Annotated in this window: 23 protein-coding genes; 4 read left to right on the top strand and 19 right to left on the bottom strand. The window is 63.8% G+C overall.

Translation table 11 applies throughout. The features are described 5' to 3' along the window. Positions 1 to 25: 25 nt before the first annotated feature. Positions 26 to 271, top strand: coding sequence for a hypothetical protein (locus tag HD842_RS05075; protein WP_183551775.1), 246 nt, complete (start codon positions 26 to 28; stop codon positions 269 to 271). A 24-nt stretch (positions 272 to 295) separates the two neighbouring features. On the opposite strand, the gene pgeF is transcribed toward HD842_RS05075, so the two are convergent. Together pgeF and HD842_RS05065 are read right to left on the bottom strand one after the other, a co-directional pair. Then, a complete protein-coding gene (gene pgeF, locus HD842_RS05070; RefSeq protein ID WP_183551772.1) occupies positions 296 to 1,081 on the bottom strand; it encodes a peptidoglycan editing factor PgeF in 786 nt (261 codons plus the stop codon). Continuing rightward, positions 1,078 to 2,175: an RluA family pseudouridine synthase gene (locus tag HD842_RS05065; protein WP_183551769.1), complete on the bottom strand. Its 1,098-nt coding sequence runs from the start codon at positions 2,173 to 2,175 to the stop codon at positions 1,078 to 1,080. The genes pgeF and HD842_RS05065 overlap by 4 nt, the downstream gene beginning before the upstream one ends. A 65-nt stretch (positions 2,176 to 2,240) precedes the next feature. Here HD842_RS05065 and HD842_RS05060 point away from each other — a divergent pair, with 65 nt between their 5' ends. Beyond that, the gene (locus tag HD842_RS05060) at positions 2,241 to 3,080 is read left to right on the top strand and encodes an outer membrane protein assembly factor BamD (protein ID WP_183551766.1); all 840 of its coding nucleotides are present in this window, start codon (positions 2,241 to 2,243) and stop codon (positions 3,078 to 3,080) included. Positions 3,081 to 3,181: 101 nt separating this feature from the next. Here HD842_RS05060 and yaaA read toward each other — a convergent pair whose 3' ends face one another. After that, the gene (gene yaaA, locus HD842_RS05055; RefSeq protein ID WP_183551763.1) at positions 3,182 to 3,961 is read right to left on the bottom strand and encodes a peroxide stress protein YaaA; all 780 of its coding nucleotides are present in this window, start codon (positions 3,959 to 3,961) and stop codon (positions 3,182 to 3,184) included. 36 nt (positions 3,962 to 3,997) lie between these two features. Here yaaA and HD842_RS05050 point away from each other — a divergent pair, with 36 nt between their 5' ends. Together HD842_RS05050 and HD842_RS05045 are read left to right on the top strand one after the other, a co-directional pair. After that, on the top strand, positions 3,998 to 4,465 hold the full coding sequence (locus HD842_RS05050) for a putative toxin-antitoxin system toxin component, PIN family (protein ID WP_183551760.1): 468 nt from the start codon (positions 3,998 to 4,000) through the stop codon (positions 4,463 to 4,465). 36 nt (positions 4,466 to 4,501) lie between these two features. After that, entirely contained in the window at positions 4,502 to 5,659 is a 1,158-nt protein-coding gene (locus HD842_RS05045; protein ID WP_183551757.1) for a pyridoxal phosphate-dependent aminotransferase, read from the top strand. A gap of 7 nt (positions 5,660 to 5,666) precedes the next feature. Here the strand turns inward: HD842_RS05045 and HD842_RS05040 are convergent, their stop codons facing one another. From HD842_RS05040 to HD842_RS04965, 16 genes are all read right to left on the bottom strand, one after another. Next, complete coding sequence (locus tag HD842_RS05040; protein WP_183551752.1) at positions 5,667 to 6,998, bottom strand: hemolysin family protein; 1,332 nt, start codon at positions 6,996 to 6,998, stop codon at positions 5,667 to 5,669. Between the two features lie 109 nt (positions 6,999 to 7,107). Continuing rightward, positions 7,108 to 8,172, bottom strand: a complete 1,065-nt coding sequence (locus HD842_RS05035) for a tetratricopeptide repeat protein (protein ID WP_183551749.1) — start codon at positions 8,170 to 8,172, stop codon at positions 7,108 to 7,110. Then, positions 8,169 to 9,059, bottom strand: a complete 891-nt coding sequence (locus HD842_RS05030; protein WP_183551746.1) for an ExeA family protein — start codon at positions 9,057 to 9,059, stop codon at positions 8,169 to 8,171. The genes HD842_RS05035 and HD842_RS05030 overlap by 4 nt, the downstream gene beginning before the upstream one ends. Next, a complete protein-coding gene (mshL, locus tag HD842_RS05025) occupies positions 9,059 to 10,894 on the bottom strand; it encodes a pilus (MSHA type) biogenesis protein MshL (RefSeq protein WP_229424597.1) in 1,836 nt (611 codons plus the stop codon). The genes HD842_RS05030 and mshL overlap by 1 nt, the downstream gene beginning before the upstream one ends. A 21-nt stretch (positions 10,895 to 10,915) precedes the next feature. Then, positions 10,916 to 11,266 (bottom strand): hypothetical protein, encoded by a 351-nt coding sequence (locus tag HD842_RS05020; RefSeq protein WP_370660786.1) that lies wholly within the window; start codon positions 11,264 to 11,266, stop codon positions 10,916 to 10,918. Beyond that, positions 11,263 to 11,967 (bottom strand): hypothetical protein, encoded by a 705-nt coding sequence (locus HD842_RS05015; protein WP_221290128.1) that lies wholly within the window; start codon positions 11,965 to 11,967, stop codon positions 11,263 to 11,265. The genes HD842_RS05020 and HD842_RS05015 overlap by 4 nt, the downstream gene beginning before the upstream one ends. After that, a complete protein-coding gene (locus tag HD842_RS05010; RefSeq protein WP_183551738.1) occupies positions 11,964 to 12,623 on the bottom strand; it encodes a hypothetical protein in 660 nt (219 codons plus the stop codon). The genes HD842_RS05015 and HD842_RS05010 overlap by 4 nt, the downstream gene beginning before the upstream one ends. Continuing rightward, positions 12,620 to 13,552, bottom strand: coding sequence for an agglutinin biogenesis protein MshI (locus HD842_RS05005; RefSeq protein ID WP_183551735.1), 933 nt, complete (start codon positions 13,550 to 13,552; stop codon positions 12,620 to 12,622). The genes HD842_RS05010 and HD842_RS05005 overlap by 4 nt, the downstream gene beginning before the upstream one ends. A 187-nt stretch (positions 13,553 to 13,739) precedes the next feature. After that, on the bottom strand, positions 13,740 to 14,198 hold the full coding sequence (locus tag HD842_RS24350) for a type II secretion system protein (protein ID WP_183551732.1): 459 nt from the start codon (positions 14,196 to 14,198) through the stop codon (positions 13,740 to 13,742). A gap of 271 nt (positions 14,199 to 14,469) precedes the next feature. Continuing rightward, positions 14,470 to 15,717 carry a type II secretion system F family protein gene (locus HD842_RS04995; RefSeq protein ID WP_183551729.1) on the bottom strand — a complete coding sequence of 416 codons (1,248 nt, stop codon included), beginning with the start codon at positions 15,715 to 15,717 and terminating at the stop codon, positions 14,470 to 14,472. Between the two features lie 18 nt (positions 15,718 to 15,735). Further along, positions 15,736 to 17,439, bottom strand: a complete 1,704-nt coding sequence (locus HD842_RS04990) for a GspE/PulE family protein (RefSeq protein WP_183551726.1) — start codon at positions 17,437 to 17,439, stop codon at positions 15,736 to 15,738. A gap of 265 nt (positions 17,440 to 17,704) precedes the next feature. Then, positions 17,705 to 18,448 carry a PEP-CTERM sorting domain-containing protein gene (locus HD842_RS04985; protein WP_183551723.1) on the bottom strand — a complete coding sequence of 248 codons (744 nt, stop codon included), beginning with the start codon at positions 18,446 to 18,448 and terminating at the stop codon, positions 17,705 to 17,707. Between the two features lie 358 nt (positions 18,449 to 18,806). After that, complete coding sequence (locus HD842_RS04980) at positions 18,807 to 21,158, bottom strand: carboxy terminal-processing peptidase (protein WP_183551720.1); 2,352 nt, start codon at positions 21,156 to 21,158, stop codon at positions 18,807 to 18,809. Positions 21,159 to 21,339: 181 nt separating this feature from the next. Then, positions 21,340 to 21,930: a hypothetical protein gene (locus tag HD842_RS04975; protein ID WP_229424596.1), complete on the bottom strand. Its 591-nt coding sequence runs from the start codon at positions 21,928 to 21,930 to the stop codon at positions 21,340 to 21,342. A gap of 4 nt (positions 21,931 to 21,934) precedes the next feature. Further along, the gene (locus HD842_RS04970; RefSeq protein ID WP_183551718.1) at positions 21,935 to 22,486 is read right to left on the bottom strand and encodes a thymidine kinase; all 552 of its coding nucleotides are present in this window, start codon (positions 22,484 to 22,486) and stop codon (positions 21,935 to 21,937) included. Between the two features lie 91 nt (positions 22,487 to 22,577). Then, positions 22,578 to 24,842 carry a penicillin acylase family protein gene (locus HD842_RS04965; protein ID WP_183551715.1) on the bottom strand — a complete coding sequence of 755 codons (2,265 nt, stop codon included), beginning with the start codon at positions 24,840 to 24,842 and terminating at the stop codon, positions 22,578 to 22,580. Positions 24,843 to 24,846: the final 4 nt, after the last annotated feature.

Raw genomic sequence — 24,846 nt, 5'->3', positions numbered from 1 at the left:
AGGAACTACAACAAGGAACTACTGCATGTGGATCGTTGCCATTGCCTGGATATACGTTGTGGTGCTCATGGCGGCGACCGAGCCGACCGTCGTGGCCGGCATCATGACGTTCGCGTTTTATTGCGCACTGCCATTATCCATACTTTTTTATATCACTGGCGCGAAACGGCGCCGACAGCGCGGGCGAACACAGCAGTCCCGGCATCAGGTCAGACCACGGCGGGAGTCGCCGGCAGACGACATGGATGACGGCGGCGGTGACGGCGACTGAGCCGTACCGCATCACGCACAGGCTTTATCTAAACCAGATGACGCTGGCTTGGCGGCCGGTGACGCCATCGCGGCGATAGGAATAGAAGCGCTCCGGCGCACTGGCCGTACACAGCCCGCCACCATGCACGCGTTCGAGGCCATCATGCGCCAGCATCAAACGTGCAAGCGTGAACATGTCGGCGAGGTATTTGCCGGGGCGACCCGGGTAAGCCGTGAAACATGCACGTGTTGCGTCACCCGGCAGCGCCGCGGCAAATGCCGCCACCACATCGTCGCCAACCTCGAACGCATCGGGACCGATTGCCGGCCCCATCCACGCTGTGATCTCGCCCGCGCCGGCCGCACGCATGGCGCGCACGGTCGCGCCCAATACCCCACCGGCCAACCCGCGCCAGCCGGCGTGCGCCGCGCCGACCACCTTGCCATCCAGATCGGCAAACAGCACCGGCAAGCAATCGGCAGTCAGGATGGCGCAGACGACGCCAGGCATCGTGGCGATGCTGGCGTCGCCCGTGCGCACGGGCTGGTCGGCGCCCACGGTGCCGGCGTCGACGACGTCGGCGCCATGCACCTGGGCGATCCAGGCCGGGCGGCCCGGCAACCAGCCTTGCAGCAAGGCGCGATTGGCAGCGACGGCGTCTGGCGCGTCGTTCACGTGCAGGCCCAGATTCAGGCCCCCGCCACCCTTGCCGTCGTCGTAGGGACCGACGGAGACGCCGCCATCGCGGCTGGTCGCCAGTGCGCCGACGGTCGCCGGCAAGTCAGGCCAATCGGGCCAGACCAGAGCCGACCGTGCCAGCGTACTCATGCCCGGTAAGTGACAACGCCGTTGTCGTCGTCCGCGGCATCCTCGATCGCCGTGCCGAATTCGCCCAGCTCCGGCTCTTCGATGCCTGCACGCGCGATCAGCTCGGCGAAATCGTCGGCCAGCGGCACGGTCCATTCGCATTGCTCACCGGTGGCCGGATGCACGAGGCCCAGGCGACGCGCCTGCAGCGCCTGGCGCGGGAACACCGGCGTCAGGTGACGCTTGCCATAGACGGCATCGCCGACGAGCGAAAAGCCCAGCGACTGCATGTGCACGCGGATCTGGTGTGTGCGGCCAGTCTCCAGGCGGCAACGCACCAGCGTGACCGGACGCCGATCGAGCTCGCCCGAAATGACGCGCTCGTAATGGGTGATCGCCGGCTTGGCGAACGGGCTGCTCGAGACGGCCATCTTGACGCGGTCTTTCGCGTCGCGCCCCATCGGGCTGTCGATCGTGCCCGACAGGCGCGGCGTGCCCCATACCAGCGCAAAGTATTCGCGCTTGACGGTGCGTGCCTGCAGCTGGCGTACGAGATCGGTTTGCGCGGCAAGCGTTTTGCCGACGACCATCAGGCCGCTGGTATCCTTGTCGAGACGGTGGACGATGCCGGCGCGCGGCACGCCAACCAGCTGCGGGCAGTGATGCAGCAGGCCATTGAGCAGCGTGCCGGTCCAGTTGCCCGAACCCGGGTGCACGACGAGGCCCGCCGGCTTGTTGACGACCATGATGTCGTCGTCTTCGTACACGATGGTGAGATCCATCGCTTCCGGCGCGAACGCCGTGTCTTCAGGCGCAGCTTGTGGCACGACGACAATGGCTTCATCGCCATAGGCCGTGTCCTTGCCCCGGGCCGGTTTACCGTCCACCGTGATGTGGCCGCTTTCGAACCATTGCTGCAAGCGGCTGCGCGAGAATTGGGGCACCAGGCCGGCCACTACCTTGTCGAGGCGCTGGCCGCAGTGTTCCTCTTGCAGCGCCAGGGTAATGGGCGACAGATCGGTGCCTGGTAACGGGACGAACCCGATCTCCAGTTCATCGTCAAAATCAGGGTCAATCGGTAAATCCGCCGGATTCGGCGCAGGAGTTAATATCACGTGAGTCCCATCGGCTATAATCAGCCGTTCGTTGAATCTAGGTAAAACATTTCTTGCAAAAAGCTATGCAAAAAAAATTGTCTGTGTTGGTCGCTACTTGCGCCCTCGTCGGTCTGTCGGCATGCAGTATGCTGCCAAAGGCCAAGGACGAGTCCAAAAACTGGTCGGCGGAGAAATTATACGCTGAGGCGCGCGAAGAGATGGCAGGTGGGCACTACGAAGCCGCAATCCCGTTGTTCCAGCGGCTCGAAACCAACTTCCCATTCGGCGTGTACGCAACACAAGCGCAGATGGAAGTGGCGTATGCCCACTACAAGTCGGCTGACCAGGCGCAAGCGCTGGCGGCGGTCGAGCGCTTCATCAAGCTGCACCCGAACCACCCCCAGGTCGACTACATGTACTACCTGCGTGGCCTGATCAATTTCAACGATCAGCTCGGGTTCTTCAGCTTCGTGTACTCGCAGGACCCGACCGAGCGCGATCCGCGTGCAACGCGTGAAGCGTTTGCGGCGTTCAAGGCGCTGGTCGACAAGTACCCGAACAGCAAGTACGCGGCCGACGCAACCGAGCGCATGAGCTATCTGATCAATGCGATGGCCCAGTACGAAGTGCACGTGGCGAATTATTACTACCGCCGCGGCTCGTACCTGGCGGCGCTCAATCGTGCCCAGGATGCGGTGACCAACTACACCGATGCGCCGGCACGCGAAGAAGCGCTGTTCATCATGATCCGCTCGTACGACAAGCTCGGCATGCCGCTGCTGCGCGACGATACGCAGCGTGTGTTCGCGCTGAACTATCCGGACAGCTACTTCCTGAACCCGAACGCCCGCGGCGATGCGCCGTGGTGGAAGTTCTGGTCCAAGGGTGGCGCCAAGGCGGCGCCGAAGGATGCGGTCCAATAGGGTGGACGGCTGTGCCGTCCACGCGTTCACACCAACCTCGCGTTGTGGTATGCGAAGGCGGGTTGAACGCGTGGGCGGGGTACCCGCCCACCCTACGACGTTTACCCGACAGCGTCGGCGTTGCGACGCCGGAATACCCACGCGCGCTCGCTTGACGCCGCCGGTTCGAATGCGTAGCCGTCGACATCGAAGTCCTTGAGCTCCTCAGGATCCGTGATGCCGTTCTCGGTGGCATAACGCGCCATCATCCCGCGCGCCCGCTTGGCATAGAACGAAATGATCTTGTACTGGCCGTTCTTCCAGTCCTGGAATACAGGCTCGATGACGGGCGCGGCCAGCAGCTTCGGCTTGACCGACTTGAAGTACTCGGTCGAGGCCAGATTCACCAGCGCCGTCGAGCCGTTCTCGGCCAGTTGCTGATTCAGGGCGGCGGTGATCGTCTCGCCCCAGAACGCATACAGGTCCTTGCCGCGAGGGGTGGCCAGCCGGGTGCCCATTTCCAGGCGATACGGATGCATCTGGTCGAGCGGGCGCAGTACGCCGTACAGGCCTGACAGGATGCGCACGTGGCGCTGGGCAAACGTCAGCGCCTCCGTGTTCAGCGTGCGCGCGTCGAACCCCGTGTACACGTCGCCATTGAATGACATGATCGCCGGCCGCGCTTGTCCATGATCGGCTTCCCAGTGGGCATAGCGCCCGACGTTGAGCATCGACAGCGCGTCGGACAGGTCCATCAATTCGCTGATCGATGCGGGTGAATGGCCGCGCAAGACCTCGATCAGTTCGCCCGCATGGGCAATGAAGTCGGGCGTGGACTGGTGCGGCGTGGTCAGGGGCGATTCGAGATCGAGGGACTTGGCGGGAGACAGGACAATCAGCATGGCCGTACGAAACTTTTCCATAAATAAACAACCGACATGATAACCGCTCCAGCCCCAACCATCGTCATCGACACCAATGTGCTGCTCGACCTGTTCGTGTTCCACGATCCGCGCTGGGCCGACCTGCTCGCCGCCATCGAGGCGAAGGAGATCGACGCCATCACGCGCGCCGACTGCCGCGCCGAATACCTGGCCGTGCTGCACTACCAGCACCTGCCGCTGGACGACGACAGCCGCCTGGCGGCCGCCGCCCGCTTCGATGCCCTGCTGCGCCTCGTTGACGTCGATTCGAAAGCGATCCGCCTGCCCGTGTGCACCGACCGCGACGACCAGAAATTCATGGAGCTCGCGCGCGATGCCGGCGCGTCGATCCTGATCAGCAAGGACAAGGCACTGCTCAAGCTGGGACGCAAGACGGCGCAGGCGGGGCTGTTTCGCATCATGCTGCCCGAGGTGTGGGTCGCCACGTGGCGCCAGGCCAAGGCCGAAGGCGCGCTAAAATAAGGCTTCCCCCCATTTGCTTTCGATCAGGATGCATTCATGAGCCTTCCACCGCTGGTCTCCCGCCTGCCGCACGTCGGCACCACCGTGTTCACCCGCATGTCGCAACTGGCCATCGACCATGGCGCCGTCAACCTGGGCCAGGGTTTCCCCGATTTCGCGTGCGACCCGGCGCTGGTCGACCTGGTGACCGACGCGATGCGCGCCGGGCATAACCAGTATCCGCCGATGACCGGCCTGCCGGCGCTGCGCCAGGCGATTGCGGCCAAGATCGAGGCCACCTACGGCCATCGCTACGATGCGAATACCGACATCACCGTCACCGCCGGCGCCAGCCAGGCGATCCAGTCGGCGATCCTGGCCGTCGTGCATCCGGGCGACGAGGTGATCGTCATCGAGCCCGCCTACGATTGCTATGCGCCGGCCATTGCGCTGGCAGGCGGTGTGGTGGTGCCGGTGACGATGCGGCTGGACGCCGATGGCTACCGTGTGGAGTGGGCCGACGTGCGGGCAGCGGTCACGCCGCGCACGCGCATGGTCGTCATCAACACGCCGCACAACCCGACCGGCACGATCCTGCGCCAGGCCGATCTTGACGCGCTGGTGGCGATCGTGCAGGACACGCAGATCCTGGTGCTGTCGGACGAAGTGTATGAACACATGGTGTTCGATGGCGAGCCGCATGCGTCGGTGGCGCGCCATCCGGCGCTGGCCGAACGCGCATTCGTCGTGTCGAGCTTTGGCAAGACCTTCCACGTGACCGGCTGGAAGATCGGCTACGTGGCCGCGCCGGCAGCCTTGATGGTCGAGTTTCGCAAGGTCCACCAGTACAACGTCTTTTGCGTCAATGCGCCGATGCAGCACGCGATTGCCGGCTACCTGCAGGACCCGGCGCCGTGGCGCGACCTGCCGGCGTTCTACCAGGCCAAGCGCGACCTGTTCCGCGCCGGGTTGGCGGCGTCGCGCTTCACGCTGCTGCCATCGGACGGCACCTACTTCCAGTGCGTGCGCTACGACGCGATCTCGGATTTGAGTGAAGCGGAATTCGCCGAATGGCTGACGCGCGAGATCAAGGTCGCCGCCATTCCCGTCTCGGCGTTCTACAGCCAGCTGAAAGAGTCGCACGTGGTGCGTTTCTGCTTCGCGAAAAAAGACGAGACGCTGCAGCTTGCGCTGGAGCGTCTCGCACAGTTGTAAAAGAAACCTAGTGGGCGGCAGGCGTCGCCGCCCCGAGCGCCTTCTGCCCCGGGTCGAGGCGCTTGACCAGTATCTGGTCGATGCGGTGATGGTCGACGTCGAGCACCTCGAAGCGCATGCCTTCGTACTCGACGCTGTCGGTCTGCTTGGGCACCTTGCGCAGCATGAACATCATGAAGCCAGCCGCCGTCTCGTAGCGCTCTTCTTCGGGCAGCGACTGCAGGTCGATCACGCGCTTCATCTCCGCCACCGGCGTGCTGCCGTCGATCAGCCACGAGCCGTCTTCGCGCTGCATCGTTTGCTGGTCGGCTTCCAGCGGGCTACCCCAGCGCCCCATCACCGTCACCATGATGTCCGACAGCGTGATCACACCGACGACAAACGCATACTCGTTGATGACCACCGCGAAGGTCTCCTTGCTGGAGCGGAAGCGGTCCAGCAGCTCGGACAGCGTCAGGCTGTCGGGGATGATCAAGACCGTGCGGACCGTCGATTCACTCAGGTGAAAGTGCGACTGGTTGTTCAAGAGGCGCACCAGGATGTCGCGCGTGTCGACATAGCCGACCACGCGGTCAATCACGCCATCGCAGACCGGAAATTTGGATAGCGAATGCGCAGCAATCTTCTGGCGCACGCTTTCTTCGGGCTCGGTCAGGTCGAAGAACACGATGTTCTCGCGCGTCGTCATCGTCGACGTCACGGCGCGCGACTCGAGTTCGAACACGTTCTCGATGAAGTGCTGCTCCTGCTTTTGCAGCACGCCGGCCTGCGCGCCGGCTTCGACCACGGCCGAGATTTCATCGAACGTGATGCGGTCTTCGCGCGTCATGTTGATGCCAAACAGCTTGAACAAGCCGTTGGCGATCACGTTCAGCGTCCACGAGAATGGCTTGAACAGCCGGATGACGAACAGCACCGGCCGGATCACCGCCATCGCCGTCGTCTCGGGCGAGATCAAGGCCAGGCGCTTGGGCATCAGGTCCGAGAACAGCACGAACAGCGTGGTGACGAACACGAACGACAGCGTGAAGGCGATGTTTTCGCGGCCTGGCCCCGCGTAGAAGACGGACAGCCACTCGAGGAAGAACGGGCGCAAGGCCCCTTCGCCCAGAATACCGCCCAGGATCGCAATGGCGTTCAGCCCAAGCTGAGAGGCGGCGAAGAAGTCGGCCGAATGCGCCTGCAGGGCCATGACCTTGCGGGCACGGTCGTCGCCCGCCTCGGCCAGCAATTTGAGTTTGATTTTGCGGGCGCCTGCCAGCGAGATTTCGGTGAGCGACAGGAAGCCCGCCGCAAGCACCAGCACGGCCAGCAAGGCCAAATGTTCGAACAAGTTCATGGGACACCCGGGGTACTGTTATTGGGTCACGCTCGTTGACCGGGGAGCTGCGCAGGGGTACCTGCGCAGGCATGACACTTTACCATGCCCGCCCTCCCCGGCGGCGGCCTCAACGACCGAGTTGGCCCAGCCGGCGCTCGACGAAGGCCTGCAGTTCGGGCGACAGCGTCCCGCTGGCCTGCGCCTGCATGAAGGCAGCGCGGCTTTCGGCGTCGCGCTTGTCGGCCTGCAGCGCGATACCCAGACCCATCCACCACACGCCATTGCCGGGCGAGCGCTTGAGCGCAGCCTGGTAATGGTCAGCCGCTTCATGTACACGACCCTCGCGCTGCAGCACGCCGGCCAGGAATGCGTGGTACTCGCCGTTGCCCGCCGCATAGGGCAGCGTGCGCATCAGGGTGTCGATGGCCGGCCCGCCCCGTTCGAGCTGCAGGCGCGCCAGCAGCATCGCCAGCGCCGGCTGGCGCGCGTCGATCGCGAGCGCGGCCTGCAACTGGCGCATCGCATCGTCCGGACGGCCGGCCTCGATCAGCAGACCGACCAGCGTCTGGCGCGCGGCTTCATGGCGCGGATCGATCTGCAGACCCGCCTGCAGCGTGGCAATCGCCTCGGTCACGCGGCCGTCTTCGAGCACGCCGAGCGCGCGCCGATAGGCGTTTTCGGCCCGTTGCGATGGCGTGTCGGTGCGACCCGTAGCCGGTACAGCTGCTGTAGTCTTCGCCACGGCAACCGTGCGTGGTGCAGGCCTGGCGGTTGGTGCCAAAGCGACCGGCGTGACACGCTTGGCTGCTGGTGCTGGTGCTGGTGCCGGTGCCGGTGCTGGTTCCGGTGCCGGCTCTGGTTCCGGTGTGGGCGCCGGCACGGCTGGCGCCACATCAACCACCTGCACCGGCGCTGCCGCCGGCATGTCCACCACCACCGCCGTGCGCGCCGGGACTGGCGCAGCCGCCAGCACGGCAGGAGCCGGTGTCGGCGCGGGCGCCGTCTGCATCGTCTTCCAGCCAACCACACCGGCGCCGACCGCCAGCAGCGCGCCGCCGACCAGCGCCGCGCGCAGCACCGGTCCGCGCCGCTCGGGTGCAGCCACGGGCCGCACGTCGGCCGGCAGCGGCGCCGCGCCAGGCTGCCCTGCGCGCGCGTCGAGGTCCTTGAGCATCTTGTTAATCAGGCTCATGGCGCCACCACCCAGGCAAACACGCCAAGGGCGCCCATGACGATCGCGCCGCCCGTCAGCCACTGGCGGATCGCGCGCCCCACGCCCACCGTATCGCGCGCGGCGATGGCGACATGGCCACCTGCGACCTGCTGCTTGCCCTGGCCGTAACTGAGCATCATCGCCTTGTGCGCCATGATGTTGACCAGGCGTGGCACGCCGCCGCTGGCCTTGTACAGGCTGCGGATCGCGGCGCTGGAAAACAGCCGCGCGCCGGTGAAGCCGGCCACGCGCAGCCGGTGCGCCACATAAAAATCGATGTCGTCGCGGTTCAACGGGCCGAGGTGGTAATGGAACGTGATGCGCTGGGCCAGCTGGCGGATCGAGTCCAGCTGCAGCTTGCGATTCAGTTCTGGCTGGCCGAACAGGACGATCTGCAGCAGCTTGCGCTTTTCCGTTTCCAGGTTCGTCAGCAGCCGCAGGGCTTCCAGGCTGTCGACAGGAATGGCTTGCGCTTCGTCCAGGCACAGCACGACGCGCAAATCCTGCGCGGCCAGTTGCAGCAGGCGCAGGTTGATCGCCTTGAGCAGCTGATGCTGGTCGACGTCGCGTTCGAGCACGATCTCCAGTTCGTCGGCCAGCGCCAGCATCAAGGTGCGCGGTTCGAGGTACGGGTTCGGGATGTAGGCCGTGACGAATCCTTCACCGAGCGTCGCCATGAACTTGCGGCACAGGAGCGTCTTGCCGGTGCCGACTTCGCCCGTGATCTTGATGAAGCCTTCGCCGCCGCGCGCCGCGACCAGCAGCGTGTTGAGGGCTTCCTGCGAGCGCGGGCTGCCGAAGAAGAAGCTGGTGTCCGGCGTGATCCCGAACGGCAGCTCGCGCAGGCCAAAATGTGCCGCGTACATCAGTCGACGCCCAAGCCAGGCGCACGGCGGCGGGGATCGAGCTGCTCGATGCGGCGGCTCGCGTCCATCATGTCTTCGCTCCAGTCGCTGGCGCCTTCGACGATGGTCGGCTTGATCAGGACGACCAGCTCGCGCTTCTGGTTGGTCCGGTTCTTGTTGCGGAACAGGTTGCCCAGCAGCGGGATCTTGTCCGCACCCGGCAACTGGTCGGTGTCGCCGGTGGACGCCTGGCGCATCAAGCCGCCGATGGCGACGACTTGCCCATTGCGGCCGCGCACGATGCTGTCGAGTTCCGACGTGCTCGATGCCGCCAGCGGCAGGCGCAGCGTACCGCCCGAGCCCAGGTCGACATCCTTGTTGACGGTGGTGACCTGGCTGACCGACGGGTGCACGTGCAGCAGGATGTTGCCGCTGGCGTCGATCTGCGGCGTCACGTCGAGCACGACGCCGGAGAAGAACGGCTGCACCGTCACGCTCGGGCTAACGATGCTGCCGTTGTCGCCGGTCGTGATGTTGTTGGTCACGCCGGTGACGAAGAATTCATCGGTGCCGATCTTGAGCACGGCCTTCTGGTTGTTGACCGCCGCAATGCGTGGACTCGACAGCACGTGCACGCTGCCCTGCGATTCGAGGAACGTGATCAGCGCCGCGAAGTTATTCGTCTGGAACGCAAAGCCGAACAGCGAGCCGGCCGCCGTGGCAGCATTCGACAGCGAGAAGCCGGTGCTGGCCGCGAGGCCCTGGCCGCTGTTGATCACAGGCGGCTGGCCGCCCGTGTAAGGCAACGGCGCGAGGTTGGCGCCGGGCGAAATCAGGCCGCCCGAAACGCGGTTGGGATGCGAACCGCGGAACGACGCGAACGAGGCCCAGTTGATGCCGCTCTGGAAGCTGTCGTTCAGTTCCACCTCGAGGATCTTGGCTTCGAGGATCACCTGGCGGTCGACCGACAGCTGGGTGGCCTTCAGGTAAGCGTCGACGTTACGCAATTCGTCCGGCATCGCGCGGATCACGAGCACGCCCGATTGCGGGCTGACGACGACGCTGCGACCGCCTTCGGTCGAGCCGACGATGGCGGCGATCGACAGTTTCAGATCGCCCCAGAAGTCGTTGTCCGAATGCGTGCGCACGTCGGTGCTGTTGGTCTGGGTCTGGCCGTTGCTGCTGTTGTTATTGTTATTGTTGTTATTGCCGTTCTGGTTATTGTTGTTCTGGCTGCGGTTGTTGTTGCCACCGCCGCCGCCGCCGCCGCCGCCGCCGCTATTGTTGTTGCCATTGCCTGCATCGGCCACCGACGTGGACGACACGCGCAGATTGGAACTGCCGCTGCGCTGCGCTGTCAGGTAGTTCACATGGAACATGCGGGTCTGCATCGTCAGCGGGCGGATCGCGATCCGGGCACCGTCGATCTTGTAGTCGTAGCCATACATGTCGCGCACCGCTTCCAGCGTTTCGACCAGCGTCACATCCTTCAGGTTGGCGCTGATATTGCCCGTCACGTCCGGGTGCACCAGCATGTTGTAGCGGGTGCCGGCCACGATCGAGCGAAAGAACTGCTGCGCCGGGACATTGTTGAAGGCGACGTTGAAGCGCTCTTCCAGCGCCGGGCGCGCCTTGGGCAACTGGCTGGCCAGCGTTGCCGCCGGCGGCAGCAGCGCATTGGCCACCGCGTCGACCACCGCGGGGCGGGCGCCCTGCTGGGTGCTGGCTTTCGTCAGCTCTTTCGTGATCGCGTCATAGGTGGCGTTCTGCGGCGCGCTCTGGCAACCGCCAAGGAGCACGGTGACGGCAAGCGCCACGGCCAGCGCGCGCGGCGCCATTACAAACTTGGGTGTCATGGTGGGTACGTACTTCATCGGTTAGCGGGCAACCGGCGTCATGCCGGACAGCGGTGCATCCATGCGCAGCACCTGGCGCGCGTTGCCGCGCATGAGGATGACCTCGCCAGGCTTGATACTCGTGATCCGTGCGCCTTTGTAAAACTCGCCCAGGCGCAGCGTTTCGCCATCGATGACGGCCACGTGGCGCCCGCCCGCATGCGGCGCGATGAGCACCGATTGCAGGCGCGGGACGTCGCGCTGCACGGCCGGATCGAGCGCGATCCGGTCCATGCCGGCCGGCGGGCGGGTCGGGTCCTGCAACGGCTGCGCGGCGGCAGGCAGCCCGCACAGCGCGACGCAGGCCAGCACGGTTTTGGTCAGGTGTTTCACAGCTTCATCCATTGTCGGTCCAGGCTGAGCGTATGCAGCGTGAGCGTCAGGCGCGCGGTCGGATAGGTTTCGACGTCGAGCTGGGCGCGGCCCCAGAACATCCGCGTCGGCATCGCGTCGAGTGTGCTCATGTAGTCGACCATGTCGAGGTAATTGCCGCGCACCGTGACTTCGACGCCGTGCCGGTACAGCAGGGGCACGTCGCCCCCCGCGACAGGCGCAGCGCCTGCTGCGGCAGCCGGGGCGGTCGTAGCGCCCGGTGCGGCCAGCGGTTCGGCCGGCAACGTTCGCATCGAAACGAGCTTGAGGCGGCCGTTGGCGCGCAGGATGCCTTCGACCAGCGGCCCCATGCGCTCGGGCGGCACCAGGCCATGTTCGAGCGCCAGCAGCTCGCTGCCCAGTTGCCCCATCTCTTGCTGCATCGAGTTCAGGCGCGTGCGGGACTGGGCGTCCGGGTCGATCCGCGACCCCTCCACGCGCGCCGTGATCTCGCCATCGATGGCGGCGCTCGCGGCCTGCTGTTGCTCGATCTGCGTGCGCAGGGCTGCCTGTTTTGCGTCCTGCGGCGCCAGCACGAGGGTGTGCCCGGCGAACGCCAGCACGGCGATGGTGGCGCCGAACACCATGCCGCGCTCGCGCAGCGACAGGGCGTCCATGCGCGCCGCCACGTCGAGCACGCGCTGCTTGATGGACGCGCTCATGGCTGCGGCTCCGTGGCGACCGACTGCAGGCTGAATTCGACATACGGCGCGGCGCGGGTGGCGGGCTGGCCGTCCGCGCCAGGCGCGGCTGCCGGCACCGGCAGCGACGCCGCTTCGCCGATTTGCAGGCTGGCAAACGACTTACCCTGCATCAGGGGCTCGCTCGTCAGGCGATTCAGGTAGCCAGGCACCATGGCCGGGTCCAGCGCGCGGCCGCGGATGCCGATCTGGGCGCCGCCCGCGCCAACCGTCACGCCGGTCAGCCACAACCCCGGCATGCTCTGGCGCGCGAGCGCCTTGAAGTAGCCGCCAAAGCCGTTCGTGTCACCCAGTTCGCCCCGTGACAGCGCGCCCGATACATGGCGCATGGCGGCCAGCTTGCGGTCGGCGTCAAGGAGCTGGTCCGCCATCGTCGCGTCTTTCGCGCGCGGCACAAATTCGGTGTTGACCGAGGCCAGGCGTGCTTGCCGCTTGTCGAGCTGCACCGCACCGGCATCGGCCTTCTGCTGCAGTTCGGCCGTGCGCATGCTCCCCAGCAGTGCCAGGCCAGCGATGCCGACGACGACCACGCCGGCGGCCAGCGCCAGCTGCGCTGCCGACAGCACGTGCTTTTGCGGCTGGAACGCCGGATTGAACAGATTGATTTGCTGGCTCATGCGCCCTCCCCGTCCCGCAGCGCAGCGCCAATGGCCAGGAAAAAGCGCTGCTGCTGGGCCAGGTCGGCCAGCTCGGGCGTGCGCGACAGGTCGAACAAGCTCGCCAGGTTCAGCGTTTCAACCGGCGTGTACAGATTGCTGGACAGGTACTCGTCGAGTCCCGTCACGGCCGATGGGCCGAGGATGAGCTTGGCGACGCTGATGAACGAATACTGGCGCTCGAAATGGTCGAGCGAGCGTTGCAGCTCGAGCGTGATCTTGTCGAAGCTCGCATGCTTGCGGTCGTGGTCGGGTTCGAGCAATTGCGCCAGCGTGACGTCGAAGCGGCGCGACAGGTACAGCTCGCCGCGGTAGGACACAGTGAGCAGGCTGCCATCATCGCCGAACGACAGCATGGCGATGCCGCGGCCTTCCGGCTCGAGCATGGCCGACACATTGCGCTGGGCCATCTCAGGAATATCGATCGCCGTCAGTTCGACCTTGGCGTCCAGGAACAGTTTCTGGCGCGGCGCGATGATGCTGTTTTTCGCCGCGACGACGAACACCGATTGCTGGGCGCGCGAGTTGGCGTCCAGCGCGATATCGAGCACGTCGATGGTCGCTTCGGCGGCAGGAAAGTCGAGAACGTCTTTCAGGCGCCAGCGCATCGCCGTTTTCATTTCTTCGCGCGGCACGCTGGGCGCTTCGACGTTGAGGATCTGGTAGTCGCCGCCGGTGAGCAAGGTGCTGCAATGGCGCAGGCCGGCCTGGCCGTCGCGGCCAGCCTTGTCGATGGCCTCGGTGAGCGACGGGGCAGTTACCGGCGAAACCAGACGCACAACGGGCTTGGCGTCCGGCATGCGCTCGACACTGGCAGCAAGCACGTGCTCGCCGGCGATGGCAAAGGCGAGCCAGCCGTTTTTCTTCCTGGATTTCTTCAACAAACGCATGCAGGCGGCTGATTGGTAGCAGTAAGGGTCGTCACCGACAATGTCTTGATTATAGACAAGAGTGATTGGGAGAAATCACAAAAAATCACAGTATCAGTGATGTTCTTATGCAGCGTGTGGCAACCATGCCACCAGCGATAAAAAAGGCGCTGCCATGGCAGCGCCTGTTCGATCGGCTACTGGCGAATTATTCGCACTTGTCGGTATTGACGACGATGACTGGCGTCGGCACGGCAGCCGTGGCTTCGTTATAGGAGACAAAGCACGTTGCATTCAGCGCTGCCGGCATGTTGATTGGCCTGAAGGTCATTTGCTGACCATTCGGGGTCGCCACATATTCTTTCGGATCCAGGCCGGCTGCCAATGCAATCGTGCCCTGGCTTGGGTAGCCAAAGACCATGTCGATGCTTGCCCCTTCAACGGCGATTGGGGTCGCGTTACTGATCAGCCACTTACCGTGCAGCATCGCCGACGCGGCAGAGATCGCGCCCTTCGCGCTTTTCAGCGAGGCCCCGCGTGCATCGCCGCTCAGGCTCGCGAACTTCGGCAGCGCGGTTGCTGCCAGAATGCCCAGGATGACGATCACGACGATCAGTTCGATCAGGGTGAAACCGCCTTGCGCGCCTTTGTTGAAACCTTTGTTCATCGCTACTCTCCGTATGATTGAAAGGATGAAATTCCTTCCGACTGGTTGATCGAGGACCGGTGCACCAAGGCACGCCGTGGACCAATCCTCCTGATATCTTCGCCCTCATCCAGGCCTGACGGCAGAGAGCGCATAAAGAATTCTACATTGACCCTAGGAAATTTCGATATCCAGGAAGAACTTTCCACAAAGTATTTTGAGCTAATGCGACTTTTCCGTCCGGCAAGCCTTATTTTGGTGCCATTACGCAACACTCGGCTGCGACCCCGCGTTATTTCGGATGCAATGCCGCCTGTCCCAGATCCCAGATCGGCAGGAAAATGCCCAGCGCCAGAATCAGCACCATCACGCCCAGAAATGTAATCAGGATCGGCTCGATCTGGCTCGAGAGTGTCTTGAGCTCGTAATCGACTTCGCGCTCGTACATCAGGGCGATTTCATCCATCAGGTCATCGATCGAACCGGTTTCCTCGCCCACTGCGATCATCTGCAGGACGATCGGCGTGAACACGTTGGCAGCGCTCGACGTGCGCAGGATGCTCTCCCCGCGCTCGACGCCATCGCGCATCTGGTCAATGCGCGAACTGAGATAGGCGTTGTCCGCTGTCTGCGATACGACCGTCAGCGCTTGCACGATCGGCACGCCACTGCGCAGCGACAGCGCGAAGCTCCGTGCAAAGCGTGCCATCGTCCCTTTATGGATGATCTTGCCGGCAACTGGCAGGCGCAGCTTGACGCGGTCCCAGACCAGCCGGCCATTCACCGTGCGGTTCCAGGCCTTGAAGCCGACAATGGACGCGACAGTCACGCCAGCCAGTGCCGGCCACCAGGCGATGGTGAACTGCGAAGTCGTCAGCAGCACACGCGTCATCAGTGGTAATTCGGCGCCAAACGACTGGAACACCGAGGCAAACTTGGGAATCACAAAAATATTCACGACCACCATCGCCAGCACCATCGCGATGACAACGAAGGTCGGATAGCGCAGCGCCGTCTTGACGCGCTCGCGCATGTCGCGATCGAACTCGAGGTGGTCGAACAGGCGCAGGAACACTTCTTCCAGGCGCCCCGTCATTTCGCCCACCTTGACCATCGACAGGTAGAACGGCGTGAACACGGCCGGGTAGCGGCCCATTGCGATCGACAGCTCGCGCCCGGCGTCGAGCGACTCGCGCAGGTCCTTGATGATGCGCGCGAACGACGTGCTGATGGCGGATTCCTGCAGCCCGGCCAGTCCGCGCATGATCGGCACGCCTGATTTCAGCAGCGTATAGATCTGGCGGCTGAACAGCTGCACGTCCATCGACGTCACCTTTTTCTCGAACAAGCGCTCGCGCCAGCCCACGCTGCTGCTGCCAGCGCTGCCGCTGGTCGCGCGGCGCTTGGTCACGCTGATCTCGAGGGGCGTCACGCCGCTGCCGAACAGCTGGTCGGCGACGGCGCCGCTATCGGCGCCTTCGAGCACGCCCTGCAGCAGCTCGCCGCGTCCGTCGCGACCTTTGTAGGCGAAGAATGGCATCGTTTATTGGTCCCTGGCTCAGTCGTCGAACTGGTTACTGACCCGCATTGCTTCCGAGATCGTCGAGCGTCCCTGTACGGCAAGGCTCACCGCATGGCGGCGCAGCGTGTCGCCGCGCATCTCGGCCTGCGCCACTTTCAGGAAGTGGCCCGGGTCCGGATGGTTGACGGCCTCGGTCACGGCGCGTGTCATTTCCAGCAATTCGTAGACGCCGGTGCGGCCCCGGTAGCCGGTGCCGTTGCAGTGCGAGCAGCCCTTGCCGTGGAAGAAGCGCGTGCTCGCAGCGAGTTCCTTCAGTTCGGAGCGCAGCCACTCGACCTCGTTCGCGGCCGGCTGGTAGTCGACCGTGCAGCTCTCGCAGATCACGCGCACCAGGCGCTGGGCCAGCACGGCCTGCAGCGAGCCGCCGACCATGTAGCGCGGCACGCCCATGTCCATCAGGCGCAGCGGCGTGCTGGCGGCGTCGTTCGTGTGCAGCGTCGAGAGCACCAGGTGACCCGTCATTGCGGCGCGCAGACCGATCTGCGCCGTTTCCTGGTCGCGCATCTCGCCCACCAGCACGATGTCCGGGTCTTGCCGCAGTGCCGAGCGCAGCACGCGCGCAAAGGACAGTTCGATCTTGTCGTTGACCTGGACCTGGTTGATGCCCGACAGCCGGTACTCGACCGGGTCCTCGACCGTGATCAGCTTCTTCTCGACTGAATTGAGTTCGGCCAGCGCGCTATACAGCGTCGTGGTTTTGCCGCTGCCGGTCGGCCCGGTCACCAGCACCAGCCCGTTCGGGCGCGCGACAATCGCGCGGAAGCGCTCCACCAGGCGCGCCGGCATGCCGATGGCGTCCAGACGCAGATTGGTCCCGCCCTGGTTCAGCAGACGCATGACGACCGATTCGCCATACTGCGTCGGCATCGTCGAGATACGCACGTCGATGCGCTGGTTGCGCACCTTGACAGCAAAGCGGCCATCCTGCGGCAGGCGTTTTTCGGAGATGTCCAGGTCGGCCATCAGCTTGAGGCGCAGCGCCAGCGGCGTGGCCACTTTCAGGTCGGCCTCGGTCTGCAGGTGAAGCACACCATCGATGCGAAAACGAATCTGCAGGCGCCCGTCCTGCGGCTCGATGTGAATGTCCGATGCGCGCACCTGGGCGGCATCGTCGAACACCGATTGCAGCAGCTTGACGATCGGGGCTTCTTCGAGCCCCGGGTTGGCCGCCAGCGCGCCGAAGTCGATGGACACGTCGCCCAGGTCGGCCTCGACCTCGCGCGCCAGGCCCGTGATCTCGCCAGTGCGGCGGTAGATACGGTCGATCGCGCCCAGCACCTCGGTCTCGTTGACCACGGCCAGCTCGACGCCCTTCTTGATCAGGCGTGCGATTTCGTCGTAAGCAAACAGGTCGGTCGGATCCGACACGCCCACCAGCATGGCGTCGCCGCGGTCTTCCAGTACGAGGGCGCGAAAACGGCGTGCAGCCGTCTCGGGCAACAGCCGCACCAGGTCGGCATTGATGTTGTAGAACTTGAGGTTGATGTACGGGATGTCGAGCTGGCGCGCCAGTGCGCCGGAAATCTGATCCTCGGTGACAAAGCCGCTTTCAACGAAAACACGCCCGAGCTTGCGGCCAGTGCGCTTCTGATCCGCGAGGGCTTGCTGGAGTTGTTCTTCACTCAACAGCTTTTGTTGCATCAATACTTCGCCGAGACGCACTTTCTCTGGCCGTGCCATACCGTTCCTTGGTCAAATTCTTGCAGCGTAGATTCTATGCCAGAAAGAATAAAAATTGACTCAAGGAATTAAAATGTGTCGGCTTTTGGCCTCACGCCTGCTGCCAAACAATGACAAAATCTTATCAAAACGTGGGTTTGCAGCATTCCAGGCTGACAAACCCGGCACCGTTCCCCAGCGCCAAAATGCAGATGGCGCCAGACCAGGCTGGCGCCATATCGATCGAGCAGCGAGTAAGGCTGCCCTGCATCCCATGTCAAGAGACTTACTTGGCCTTGCGACGGCGACCCATCATGCCCACGCCAGCCAGACCAGCCAGCATCAGACCAATCGTGCCTGGCTCAGGCACTTCGTTGATGTCGTTTGGCAGGATCAGGCTCGGGTCAGCGGCGACTGGTGCTGCTGCGCCCGCATCCGTCGATGGCTGGGTCGCATTGCCGCCACCCGTGTCGCCCGTCACAGGCGGCAGGCTCACGTCAACACTACCGCTGCCACCGGCAACTGGCGCGCTGCCGCCGCCAGCCGAACCGGTGCCAGCGCCGCTGCCACCACCAACTGCCGCGCCGCCGCCAATAGCGCCACCAGCCGCTGGCGACGTTGCGCCGCTGCCGCTCTGGCCGGTTTGCCCTTGCACGATCTTGACGCCGTCGCCATCGTTGATGACTGCTGCCGAGTTACCGAAGCGTGCTGCCAACAAACCGTTACCGGCGCTCAGCACGTAGCTGGCGTCGATGCCTTGCTGTACAAACAGCTTCTGGGCCTCCGACTGCGACAGGCTGGCGCTGGCACTGCCGACCAGAGCGGATGTCAGGTCCTTGTTGGCATTGTGTGCAATGCCACCGACGAGGCTGACGCCGCTACCGAACACGCCGGAGCCAATGACACTGGACCCATTACCCGAGGTCCAGCCGGTTTGGAATGCAGGTTGCGAAGCCGACGACACGACATCAGCCTGGGCTGCGCCTGCGGAGATCAGAAGCGATGCAACAACGAGGTGGCGAATTGACATGAAAGTAACTCCTAGGAAATTAAAGATTATTCTTTTTACAAGCACGAAGCCATCCTAGCATGCGTTTCAGAAAGGGAACTCTTAGTTCCAATCAAATCGTGCGTACTACCTATCGCCCGTAAACGGTTGATTCATCCCAATTAAGATTTTACTTAAGCATGAAACCTTGAATTCATGTGAAAAAACAAAAAACAAATGACGTGCATCCGCAAAGCAACCTAGATAATTTTTTGACAATTCTCGTATTATTTTGTCACCACTCGGTATCAGGCCGCCGGTGTGAAAGAAAAAAGGCTGCACCCGGAAAGGTGCAGCCTTTATTTGCATGGCGGACAGCGTCGCGCCAGAAGTTCAACGCTTACTTGACGTTGGCGCTGACGGCACTGCCCGCTGGTGCGACGACCATGTAGGGCATCACGCGCGATGCCATGCGTGTGTCTGTCTTGAGCATGCCCACCTCATCGGCGAGGATGTTGGCCGCCTCTTGCAGCATCACATCCTTGGCATCCTTGGCTGCCTTCTCTGCTGCCAGCTCGGACTGCAGATTGCGCTCGTCGGCCTGCAGGCCGTCATCCTGACGCGGCGTACCGCGCACGGCGACGACCGATTTCTTGGCTTTGGTCGGATCCGGCGCTTCGGCGCGCTTTTCCTTGCTGCCCGGACCGCTGGCAGGTTCGTCCGGCGTCGCCGACGTGCCACCCAGACGGGCTTCACGCAGCTTCGAACGGGCATCCTGCGTATCACGCTCCTTGCGGCGGATGGTCTCGTTCAGCGAAATCACGTTTTCCTTGCGCAGCTTGAGCACTTCAGCGATGTCCTCCTGCAGGAACTGGAAGTCCTTGTCCTTGGCGATACGCGCTTCATGACGTTGCTGCAGCGGCGCCACCAGTTCCTTCAGGTCGCCTGCCGGCATGTAGTTGGCCGGCTTGATCGCCACCCATGGCAGCGCATTGTCGTACGACGATTCGCCAAAGCTGTCGAGGTCGGTCATGACCGGCAGCTTGATGTCCGGCGTCACACCGCGCAGCTGCGTGGTGCCGCCATTGATGCGGAAGAACTGGGCGATCGTCATCTTCAGCTCGCCGTAGCGGGCTTTCTCACCTGGTGCGAAGCGGTCGAGGTCGATCAGCGTCTGGACCGTGCCCTTGCCGAAGCTCGGCTCGCCAATGACGATGCCGCGGCCGTAATCCTGGATCGCTGCCGCAAAAATCTCGGACGCCGAAGCCGAACCACGGTTGATCAGCACGCCCATCGGGCCATCCCACGCCAGACCGGCCTTGACGTCGCTTTCGACTTCGACGCGGCCTTCCGCCGTGCGCTGCATGACAACCGGGCCCTTGTCGATGAAGAGGCCCGTCAGTTCGACGGCCTCGGTCAGCGAACCGCCGCCGTTGTTGCGCAAGTCGATCAGGACATTGTCGACCTTGTCTTTCTTGAGCTCGACCAGGATGCGCTCGACGTCGCGCGTGGCGCTGCGGAAGTCTTTTTCGCCCTTGCGACGGCCTTCGAAGTCTTGATAGAAGGTCGGCAGCGCGATCACGCCGATGCGGCGCTCGACGCCGTTTTCCTTGACCTTGATGATCGACTTCTTGGCGGCCTGCTCTTCCATGCTGATCTTGTTACGGACCATCGAGACACTCACGTGCTTGGCATCGACGCCGCCGTCGCCCGGAATCACGTCCAGGCGGACCGTGGTGCCCTTCTCGCCACGCACCAGCGCGACCACGTCGTCCAGGCGCCAGCCGAGCACGTCGGTGAACGGTGCATTGCCCTGTGCGACGCCAACGATGCGGTCGCCCACCTTGAGCTTTCCGGACTTTTCCGCCGGGCTACCGGGCACGACTTCGCGGATGATCGTGTAGTCGTCGCGCGACTGCAGCACGCAACCGATGCCTTCGAGCGACAGACGCATCGCGATATCGAAGTTGTCGGCCGAGCGCGGCCCCAGGTAGTTGGTGTGCGGCTCGATGGCGGTGGCATACGCGTTCATGAACATCTGGAACACGTCTTCGTTGTTCAGCTTGCCGATGCGGTTGACGTAGTTCTCGTAGCGCTTGTCGAGCGTTTCGCGGATCGATTTATCGTCCTTGCCGGCGAGCTTCAGGCGCAGCCAGTCGTTCTTGACGCGCTTGCGCCACAGATCGTGGATTTCGTCTTCGCTCTTGGCCCACGCTGCTTTTTCGCGGTCGAGCTGCATCGTTTCTTCGGTCGAGAAGTCGAAGTTACCTTTGAGCAGACTACGCGCGTACGCCATGCGTTCGCCGAAGCGCTTCTGGTACATGTTGTAGATCGAAAACGGCGCGTTCAGATCTTCGTTATTGATGGCGTCGTCCATCTTCGTGCGCAGGGCGCCGAAGCTGTCGAGGTCAGCCTGGACGAAGTACAGCTTTTCGCTGTCGAGGCCTTCGAAGTATTTATCGAAGATCTTGGCCGACATCGCGTCGTCGAGCGGGACCGGGCTGTAGTGATAGCGGCCCAGCACGCGCGAGGCCCACAGTGCGGCCTGGGTCTGGGCGGCGATCGGCTTCATGTCGGTGGCGATGGCCGGGGTGGCGGATTTGCCGGCGGGCTTGGCAGCAGACTTCGCCGAATCGGCGGGCTTGGCCGGAGCCGGTGGCGTTGCGACGGCAGCGGATTTCTCGGGCTGCGCGGTCACCACATGGGCGGACATGGCAAACGCCATGGCGGCGAGGAGCACGTGCTTCTTCATTCTGCGATTCTCCGAACGGGATTCCTGTTGCGGTTGCGGCATGGCGCAAGGCAAACCTGCCATACCGCGCTTTTCGGTTCATTCTACAGGTAGATCAGCGTGTTAGCGCCGGCCTGACCCGCTTGCGGCGCCGCAAATGCTGACAATTAAGGTTGCCGTAAGCCTGCTCACACACATGTATTTACCCTTTGACAAGCGTCAATAACGCGTCGCCGTAAACCCAGAGCACGGCGAGCAGGATCAGCAGCGGCGCCCACGGCCACGAGCGGGCAGCAAGCTTCCAGTCGACCGGCGACGGCCAGAATGACAGGAACTGCGGCGCGAGAAACACCATCAGCGCGAGGTCGACCGGTTCGAAGGCCAGCCCATGACGCGTGCGCCACCAGGCCACACCCAGCGGCACGAACAGCACCAGGAGCGGCGCCAGCGCAGCCGGCGCTGCGTTGTACCAGCGCAGATTGGCAAACGTCACGGAACCCAGTTCCCAGTTGTGCCCGCCCGCCTTGCTACCCTTGGCCCGCTTGATGCGGCGCGGCAGCACGCTCATCCCGACGGGTTCGGCATTGGTGAGAAGGCCCACCGAGAAATGCGCCAGTTCGTGGCACAGCGTGCCGGCAGCGGTGAACACGAAAAAGACGGGGTGCGCGGCCGAGGCGATCCACAGCAGGAACGCCAGCGCGGCCGACGGAATCAGGTAGATCAGGATGTCGAGCGACGCGGCTGCCATGGCGCAGGCGGCGGCGGGAAGCCAGGCGCTGCAGCCGGCGAGCATCGTGTCAGCGTGCGTAGAAGCAGCGCCCGCACGCCTGGCGGTAGCTTTCGTTGCCGCCGATACTGACCTGCTCGCCTTCGCGGATACGGCGGCCCTGCTCGTCGACGCGGATATTCATCGTCGCCTTCTTGCCGCAGGTGCAGATGTTCTTGATTTCCTCGATATCGTCGGCCAGCGCCAGCAGGTAGGCCGAGCCGGGGAACGGCTCGCCGCGAAAGTCGCTGCGCAGGCCGTAGCAGATCACGGGCACGCCGCGCAGCTGGGCCAGCTGGTGCAACTGGCTGACCTGGGCCGCCGTCAAGAATTGCGACTCGTCCACCAGCAGGCACGCCACGTTCTCGACCTGGTCGAGAAAGTTCGTATCTGCGTGAAAGACTTCGGCTGGCCGCTGCGCGCCCAGGCGCGACGTGATCACGCCGACGCCGTAGCGGTTGTCGATTGCTGCCGTGTAGAGCTTGACCTGCTGGCCCTGCTCTTCGTAGTTGTGCGCGACCTGCAACAGGGCCGTCGATTTGCCGGCGTTCATCGCCGAGTACCTGAAATAAAGTTTGGCCACTGCCCTGTCCTGCCTGTCTATCCGATGCGACGAAGGCTGCGATTATAGCGTGCCGGCAACCTGGATCGCCAGCGCCATCGCCATCGGCTTTTCACTTGCCCGGATGGTATTTCCGCTCGAGATGGCGCTCGATATCTTCCTTGTAGAACAGCACGTCCTTGAACTCGCCGCGCGCATACATGGCAGCCTGATCATTGAAGTGCGGCGAACGCGGATCGCTGCTCTGGCCGCCCGCCAGAATGCTCTTGGCGCGCACCTTCGGGCCGAACTCCACGGCAGCGACAAAGCTGTTGCCGCGGTCGCCATAGATGCGCTTCGTCGTTTGTTTGGCCGTCATGCCGAACGATGCCAGCGAACCCCAGTTGGCCGATGTGAACGGCACCGGAATACTCGGCTTGCTGTCATCGTATTGCTGGTCGACCGCGCCTGACAGGCGCTGGAAGCGGTTGATCTCGCCCCATGGCGTGCGCCAGTCGCCGAAGTCGGCCGTCAGTTTGTCCGACGCGCGCATCAAGCCGTCGAGCCGGTCCGCCGGGCTCAAGCGCTGTGCGATGTAGTCGACCGGCGGGATCGTCTCGAGCTTGGCGCGCGCGCCGTGCTGCGCCACCAGGTCCTGGCCCCAGTAGACGGCCAGCGACGTGGGGATCGAGTCGATGGCGTAGCGCATGTTCCAGCTGCGCAGTGCGTCGATCTGCTCGGCAAGCGCCGCTTTGCGCGGGTCTTCCGGCGGCAAGGCGTCGTAGTCGGCAATGACCGCCGGCACCAGCGGTTCGAACGCCTGCAGGCGCGTGTCGTACGAAGCCGCGATCAGGCCGTCGATGTCGAGCCCCTTGGCATCCTTGAACACACGCGCGGCATTGCGGCCACGCGCATTCTCGGGCAGCGACCACATGTACGACGGGTAGCTCGCGCATTTGGGGCTACTTGGGCCGGCCGCCGTGCAGGGCCAGTTGTTGGTGTTGAAGATGTAGCCGCTGGCCGGGTTGAACAGCGTGATGGTCTCGTCGATCTCGTGCAGGCGCTGCCATTCGTTGGCGGGATTGCTGCCGTCTACCGGGCGGGTCCAGTCCACGCGCGGGTCGCGTTTCGGGATGAAGTTCCCGTGGAAGTAAGCGATATTGCCCTTCGCATCGGCGTACACCGTGTTGTTGGACGAATTGGTGCGCAGCTCCATGGCCTTGTAAAAGGCGCTGTAGTCGCGCGCCTTGGTGCGGGTGTACGACTGGGTCAGCGCGTTGAGCGGGTCGTCCATCAGCTTGACCGACACCCACTTGCCGCCCTCGGCGCGCACGACCGGGCCGTGGTGCGTGAAGTAGGCGGTGACACTGCGGCTGGCCATCGTCCCATCGGGCATCTTGTACGGGAGCGCGATCGCGACCTTGCGCATCGGCGCCTCGTGCTTGCCGTATTTATAGAAGTACTCGCCATTGCGGTCGACGACCGTTTCCAGGTATTCGTCGATGACGTCACCGCCACCGGACGTGTGCATCCAGCCCAGCTTGTCATTAAAACCCTGATAGATGAAGAACTGGCCCCAGGTCACGGCGCCATAGGCATTCAGGCCCTCTTCGCTGACCATGTGCACTTCGGGACGGAAGTAGAACGACGTGTGCGGGTTGATCATCAGCAGCGCGTGGCCATTGGCGCTCAGTTTCGGCGCGATGGCAAAGCCGTTCGAGCCGCGCGGTTCGGGGGCGAAGCCACGCGGGTCATGGCGCTGCGCATCCAGTTTCGCACCCAGTTGCGCCACTGCCGGGCGCTTGCCATAGAACGCGGCCAGGTCAGCCAGCTCAATGGATTCGATGTCGCCGCCGATGCTGCCTTCGCTGAACGTGAGCGCCATCCACGGCTCGAAGTGGGTCAGGAGCTTCGGCTTGACCTCGGGGTGCGTGTACAGGTAATAGTTCAGACCATCCGCAAACGCCTTCATCAGGTTCTGCAGCCAGGCAGGACTCGCGGCATATTGCGCCTGCATGGCGGCCGGCTGAACGTACAGCTTCATGCGCAGGTCGCGCCAGATCTCGGCCTCGCCCTCGACTTCGGCCAGGCGCCCCATCGCATTGATGTAATTGAGCTCGATGCGGTTGAAGTCGTCCTCGGCCTGCGCGTACAGCGTGCCGAACACGGTGTCGGCATCGGTGCGGCCGAAGACGTGCGGAATGCCCCATTTGTCGCGCATGATCGTCACGCGCTCGGCCGTTGCTTTCCAGCGCGCGACCGTGGTCGCGCTCGGCGCAGCTTGCGCGCTGGTGGCCGCGATCGGTGTCTTCTTGGGCGCAACAGCGACCGATGGCGCGGCGGCGCCGATCAGGAGCAAGCCGAGCAATGCCGGCGTGAACGAACGTGACGTGGGCATGGGG

The sequence above is a fragment of the Massilia aurea genome (assembly GCF_014200505.1).
GTDB lineage: Bacteria > Pseudomonadota > Gammaproteobacteria > Burkholderiales > Burkholderiaceae_D > Telluria > Telluria aurea_B.
The sequence above is the reverse complement of the archived record's forward strand: the minus strand, read 5'-3'. Positions and strand labels throughout refer to the sequence as shown.

Excerpts from the sequence above, each read along its gene's own strand:
- HD842_RS04985 (WP_183551723.1), bottom strand. The coding sequence starts at position 18,448 with ATGTCAATTCGCCACCTCGTTGTTGCATCGCTTCTGATCTCCGCAGGC.
- pgeF (WP_183551772.1), bottom strand. The coding sequence starts at position 1,081 with ATGAGTACGCTGGCACGGTCGGCTCTGGTCTGGCCCGATTGGCCTGAC.
- mshL (WP_229424597.1), bottom strand. The coding sequence starts at position 10,894 with ATGACACCCAAGTTTGTAATGGCGCCGCGCGCGCTGGCCGTGGCGCTT.
- HD842_RS05030 (WP_183551746.1), bottom strand. The coding sequence starts at position 9,059 with ATGTACGCGGCACATTTTGGCCTGCGCGAGCTGCCGTTCGGGATCACG.
- HD842_RS24350 (WP_183551732.1), bottom strand. The coding sequence starts at position 14,198 with ATGAACAAAGGTTTCAACAAAGGCGCGCAAGGCGGTTTCACCCTGATC.
- HD842_RS05060 (WP_183551766.1), top strand. The coding sequence starts at position 2,241 with ATGCAAAAAAAATTGTCTGTGTTGGTCGCTACTTGCGCCCTCGTCGGT.
- HD842_RS05045 (WP_183551757.1), top strand. The coding sequence starts at position 4,502 with ATGAGCCTTCCACCGCTGGTCTCCCGCCTGCCGCACGTCGGCACCACC.
- HD842_RS05035 (WP_183551749.1), bottom strand. The coding sequence starts at position 8,172 with ATGAGCCTGATTAACAAGATGCTCAAGGACCTCGACGCGCGCGCAGGG.
- HD842_RS04995 (WP_183551729.1), bottom strand. The coding sequence starts at position 15,717 with ATGCCATTCTTCGCCTACAAAGGTCGCGACGGACGCGGCGAGCTGCTG.
- HD842_RS04990 (WP_183551726.1), bottom strand. The coding sequence starts at position 17,439 with ATGGCACGGCCAGAGAAAGTGCGTCTCGGCGAAGTATTGATGCAACAA.
- HD842_RS05010 (WP_183551738.1), bottom strand. The coding sequence starts at position 12,623 with ATGAGCCAGCAAATCAATCTGTTCAATCCGGCGTTCCAGCCGCAAAAG.
- HD842_RS05040 (WP_183551752.1), bottom strand. The coding sequence starts at position 6,998 with ATGAACTTGTTCGAACATTTGGCCTTGCTGGCCGTGCTGGTGCTTGCG.
- HD842_RS05005 (WP_183551735.1), bottom strand. The coding sequence starts at position 13,552 with ATGCGTTTGTTGAAGAAATCCAGGAAGAAAAACGGCTGGCTCGCCTTT.
- HD842_RS04975 (WP_229424596.1), bottom strand. The coding sequence starts at position 21,930 with ATGCTCGCCGGCTGCAGCGCCTGGCTTCCCGCCGCCGCCTGCGCCATG.
- HD842_RS05075 (WP_183551775.1), top strand. The coding sequence starts at position 26 with ATGTGGATCGTTGCCATTGCCTGGATATACGTTGTGGTGCTCATGGCG.
- HD842_RS05015 (WP_221290128.1), bottom strand. The coding sequence starts at position 11,967 with ATGAGCGCGTCCATCAAGCAGCGCGTGCTCGACGTGGCGGCGCGCATG.
- HD842_RS04980 (WP_183551720.1), bottom strand. The coding sequence starts at position 21,158 with ATGAAGAAGCACGTGCTCCTCGCCGCCATGGCGTTTGCCATGTCCGCC.
- HD842_RS05050 (WP_183551760.1), top strand. The coding sequence starts at position 3,998 with ATGATAACCGCTCCAGCCCCAACCATCGTCATCGACACCAATGTGCTG.
- yaaA (WP_183551763.1), bottom strand. The coding sequence starts at position 3,961 with ATGCTGATTGTCCTGTCTCCCGCCAAGTCCCTCGATCTCGAATCGCCC.
- HD842_RS04965 (WP_183551715.1), bottom strand. The coding sequence starts at position 24,842 with ATGCCCACGTCACGTTCGTTCACGCCGGCATTGCTCGGCTTGCTCCTG.